The sequence below is a fragment of the Candidatus Methylomirabilota bacterium genome (assembly GCA_027293415.1).
GTDB lineage: Bacteria > Methylomirabilota > Methylomirabilia > Methylomirabilales > CSP1-5 > CSP1-5.
The window spans coordinates 1-4,719 of record JAPUFX010000095.1 but is presented as its reverse complement, the minus strand read 5'-3'; the positions used below and the strand labels follow the sequence as shown (position 1 = coordinate 4,719).

Genomic DNA, 4,719 nt, shown 5'->3' with positions numbered 1-4,719 from the left:
ACGCGTGCACCGGCGGCGCGACACAGTTGCACGGTGAGATAGCCCAGGGCACCCAGGCCGATGACACCCACTCGCCCCCCAAGTTCCACCTCGGCTCTCCGCACCCCCTGAACCGCAATGGCGCCGAGCGTTACGGTGGCGGCTGCTGCGACGTCGACTCCCTCAGGGATAGGCACCACTAGGTTCCGTGGCACAGCCACTGCCTCAGCATGACTCGCGAACCCGGCCCCTCCGCACGCCACGGGCTCACCGATTGCGAGGTCTTCGATCCCCTCCCCGAGCTCAGTCACCCACCCGGCGCAGCTATACCCGGGGAGCGTGCCGAACGTGAGATGCTGCTGTGCCAGTCGCACTGCCGTTCTCACCCCCTGGTCTCGCATCACCGACCAGCCCTTGCGCAGCCGGGCCGCGTACCCCGAAACGTTCCGGACCATGCTCAGAGAACCCCGGGACCCCAGAGTGACCAACTCCGTCCCCGGGCTGATGCACGAGTAGGCCACCTGGACCAGAACTTGCCCCGGTCCAGGGACAGGGGCAGGAACCTCTTCGATGACTGCCTGTCCCGCGCGAATCATTACCTGTTTCATGTGATTCGGGCCATAACAGGCCTGCGAGGAGCCGCTGTCGGCTTTGTAACACCTAAGATCGCTGCGATCCGATCGGCGGCATGCCCATCCCATCCCTCGGGAAGAATCCCACGCGGCCAGTCCCCGGCGAGAGCCCGATGGGCGGCCCCAAGAACACGCTCCGGATCGATACCTACCACAGCATTGGTACCCATCGTGACCGTAACGGGACGTTCCGTACACTCACGCAAAGTGAGACACGGGACCCCCAAAGCGGTCGTCTCTTCCTGAACGCCACCGGAATCAGTCAGGACCAGGGCGGCCGTGGCCATTAGTCCAATGAAATCAAGGTAGCCAAGAGGCTCTATGAGGCGGAGATTTTTCCGCCCCAACAATATGTCTCCCAGGCCGAAACTCTCGAGCCGCATTCGGGTACGAGGGTGGAGCGGAAAAACGACTGGACATTCTTGCTGAAGAACTTCCAGAATCCTTAAAATGGTTCCCAGCGTGCTCTCATCATCAACATTGCTTGGGCGATGCACGGTGCAAACCGCGTAAGGACCCGACTTTAGCCCTAGACGCCCCGCAACATCGCGGTCTCGGGCGGCGCCTTCGTATTCACGCAGGCTATCAATCATTACATTGCCTACGCGGAAGATCCGATCTTCGGGAGCCCCTTCTCGCCGGAGGTTCTCGTCGGCATCCGGAGAAGGGGTGAACAGATAATCAGCCACGGCATCGGTAAGGACGCGGTTAATCTCCTCTGGCATTGTCCGATCAAAGCTGCGAAGCCCGGCCTCAACGTGCGCGACCGGCACACAACATTTCGCCGCTGCGAGGGCGCATGCAAGCGTCGAGTTCACATCTCCGACGACGACCACCCCCGCCGGCGATTCTCTGAGAACCACCTCCTCAAACGCCGCGAGGATCCGCCCCGTTTGCTCACCGTGATTCCCGGAGCCAACTCCGAGATAGATATCGGGCTCGGGCAGGGCAAGCTCTTCAAAGAAAGAAGCCGACATACCGTAGTCATAATGTTGTCCCGTATGTACGAGAACAACCCCGACGCCGGACACATTCTTCAATGCCCTTATCACGGGGGAAATCTTGACAAAGTTCGGTCGTGCTCCGGCAACCACTAGGATACGCACGAGTCAACCCCGACATCAGCACCCAACTGAGATCGATACCATGCGACGGTCCGCTCTAGACCTTCCCGAAAAGGGGTGCGCGCCCGGAACCCAAATGCCTCCCAGGCCCGGCTCGTATCCAGTGACCGCCTTGGCTGTCCGCTCGGCTTGCTGGTGTCCCAAACTACCCTGCCCTGGAATCCGGTGATCTCGACGATCAGTTCGACGAGCCCCTTGACAGAGATTTCAAACCCAGCCCCGAGATTCACGGGCTCCGCTTCATCGTGCCGTTCCGTAGCCAAGACGATCGCCTCTGCACAGTCCTCAACGTAGAGGAACTCCCGCGTGGGTGTACCATCCCCCCAGCAGACGATCTCAGGATCCCCCCGCTTGACAGCCTCCAGACACTTTCGGATGAGCGCCGGGATCACGTGGGAAGTTTCGGGATCAAAATTATCGCCGGGACCATACAGATTCACCGGCAAGAGATGGATCGCATTAAAGCCGTACTGCTGACGGTACGCTTGCCCCTGGACGAGGAGCATCTTCTTCGCGAGCCCGTAAGGGGCATTCGTCTCTTCGGGGTAGCCGTTCCAGAGATCCTCTTCCCGAAAGGGGACCGGCGTGTACTTGGGGTACGCGCAGATCGTCCCGATTGCTACAAACTTCTCGACCCGTGCTTGCCGCGCATACTCCATTAACAGCGAACCCATGACGAGGTTCTCATAAAAGAATCGGCCAGGATTTAGGCAGTTCACCCCGATACCCCCAACCACGGCCGCGAGGTGGATCACCACCTGTGGTCGCACGTCGCGGTAAAGCTGCTCTACAACCCCTTCCCGCGTCAGATCATAATCGCTCCGGCGCGGCACCACGACCTCTTTGCACCCACGCTCCAGAAGGGTTCGAACTACGTACCTTCCCAGAAAGCCTCCCCCACCCGTTACCACGATCCGCTTGTCGCAGAGCTCCATCATGGCTTCCTAAGCCACCTTAGCCGACCATCAGCGACGCCCCGCTTCCCTTCTCCCAGCGCAGGAAGGCCGACTGCCTCCAGATCCGTGTCCACCATGATCCTGACGAGCTGGTGGAAAGTCACCTGAGGTTCCCAACCGAGCCGCCGCTTGGCTTCGGACGAATCTGCCTGAAGAAAGGAAACCTCCGTCGGCCGGAAGTACCGTGGATCGATCTCAACATATTGGCGCCAGTCCAAGTTCGCGTAGCCAAAGGCCTCCTCCACAAATTCCCGCACCGAGTGGCTCTCTCCCGTTCCAAACACGAGATCGCCAGGTTGGTCCTGCTGAAGCATCAGCCACATCCCCTCGACGTACTCTGGTGCGTAACCCCAGTCACGGCGGGCATCAAGATTTCCGAGGAAGAGTTTCTTCTGGCCACCCGCGAGAATCTCTGCCACGGCACGCGTGATCTTCCGAGAGACAAACGTCTCACCCCGCCGGGGAGACTCGTGATTGAACATGATTCCGTTACAGGCGAAGAGCCCATAGCCCTCCCGATAATTTACAACCATCCAGTAGGCGTACACTTTCGACGCCGCATACGGGCTCCGTGGACGGAAGCCATCCTTCTCGCTCTGCGGAACTGAAGCGTCCCCGAACATCTCGCTGCTCGAGGCTTGGTAGAGTTTGCACTTCACGCCGCTCTTCCGAATCGCTTCCAGCAAACGGACCGTCCCAAGCCCCGTGATATCCCCCGTGTAATCAGGCATGTCGAAGCTCACCCGTACGTGACTCTGGGCGCCCAGGTGATACACCTCGTGGGGACGGATCTCATACAAGAGATTGGTAAGCCGGCTCGAGTCCGAAAGGTCACCATAGTGAAGCCGTAAGCGAGTCTCTGGTTCATGCGGATCCAAATAAAGGTGCTCGATCCTTTGTGTGTTAAACGTACTGGCCCGGCGGACGACCCCGTGAACTTCGTATCCTTTGGACAGCAGAAGCTCTGCCAAGTAAGAGCCGTCTTGCCCGGTAATGCCTGTGATCAGGGCGCGGTTCATGGCCGTACGCCTACTTGAGCTTCAGTCGATTCGCACACAATGCTCTGTTTTGCCATCCCGCACAGGTTTCAGGTTGGTTTATGGCGGAGAGGCTGCTCGTGCTAAAGTTTCCAGTAAAGAACCTCTAGATTCACTTTGTCCTTGTTTCCCCCGAGCGGCAACGCACCCTTTACATCTACGAATACGCCACGCCCATCTCGGTCCCGGAGCAGGGCGAGATATGCCTCCGGCCCCTTCTCTCGAAAGGGCTGATGGGGAACGGCGAGGACCACCGCATCGTATTGGGGTTGGTCGAGTTTATTGGGCTTATTGCGTTTATTGGGTTTATAGGGTTCATTGGGTTGATGGGCTTGAAATGGATCTGATACGGCTTTCAGCTTTAGCTTTTGCAATTCTGCCGCGTCCACCAATGGGTCGTAAACCACAACCTCGGCCCCATAGGTTTCAAGCTCCCGGACCAGTTCCACAACCCGGGTATTCCGCACGTCACGAACATTCTCTTTGATTGCAACCCCGAGGACGAGGATCCGGGCCCTCTGCACAGCCTTTCCGGCGCGGATCAGGAGCTTGACCGTCTCATGCGCCACGTAAAGACCCATGGAGTCATTGATTCGCCGGCCGGCGAGGATCACTTCCGGGTGGTAGCCGATCTCTTGGGCCTTGTATGTCAGATAGTAGGGATCCACAGGGATGCAGTGGCCACCGACCAGGCCAGGCTCAAACGGCAGAAAGTTCCACTTAGTCCGGGCCGCCTTCAGAACCTCGTGGATATCGAGACCCATGCGGTGGAAGAGCATGGCGAGCTCATTCATCAAGGCAATGTTCAGGTCTCGCTGGATATTTTCGATCACTTTGGCCGCCTCGGCGGTCCGGATATCGGGTGCCTTGTAAACTCCCGCCTTCACCGCCAAGCTATAGACTTTTGCTATCGTCTCGGCGGTCTCGTCGTCCTGGGCAGCTATCACCTTGACTACTGTCTCTAACGTGTGCTCCGGATCGCCAGGATTAA

5 protein-coding genes are annotated in these 4,719 nt (G+C 58.7%); all 5 read right to left on the bottom strand.

Annotated elements, in window-relative coordinates:
• A partial coding sequence (locus O6929_07125; GenBank protein MCZ6480159.1) for an oxidoreductase occupies positions 1-575 on the bottom strand: 575 nt, incomplete at its 3' end.
• A gap of 8 nt (positions 576-583) precedes the next feature.
• Positions 584-1,717 (bottom strand): UDP-N-acetylglucosamine 2-epimerase (non-hydrolyzing), encoded by a 1,134-nt coding sequence (wecB, locus tag O6929_07120; GenBank protein ID MCZ6480158.1) that lies wholly within the window; start codon positions 1,715-1,717, stop codon positions 584-586.
• Positions 1,705-2,673, bottom strand: a complete 969-nt coding sequence (locus O6929_07115) for a GDP-L-fucose synthase (GenBank protein ID MCZ6480157.1) — start codon at positions 2,671-2,673, stop codon at positions 1,705-1,707. Before O6929_07115 ends, wecB begins: the two co-directional genes overlap by 13 nt.
• The gene (gene gmd, locus O6929_07110) at positions 2,670-3,710 is read right to left on the bottom strand and encodes a GDP-mannose 4,6-dehydratase (GenBank protein ID MCZ6480156.1); all 1,041 of its coding nucleotides are present in this window, start codon (positions 3,708-3,710) and stop codon (positions 2,670-2,672) included. Before gmd ends, O6929_07115 begins: the two co-directional genes overlap by 4 nt.
• Positions 3,711-3,811: 101 nt before the next feature.
• On the bottom strand, positions 3,812-4,719 hold a 908-nt coding region (locus O6929_07105; protein MCZ6480155.1), incomplete at its 5' end, for a nucleotide sugar dehydrogenase.

Bases quoted from the DNA above. Each gene is read 5' to 3' on its own strand.
- O6929_07115 (MCZ6480157.1), bottom strand. From the start codon at position 2,673: ATGATGGAGCTCTGCGACAAGCGGATCGTGGTAACGGGTGGGGGAGGC.
- gmd (MCZ6480156.1), bottom strand. From the start codon at position 3,710: ATGAACCGCGCCCTGATCACAGGCATTACCGGGCAAGACGGCTCTTAC.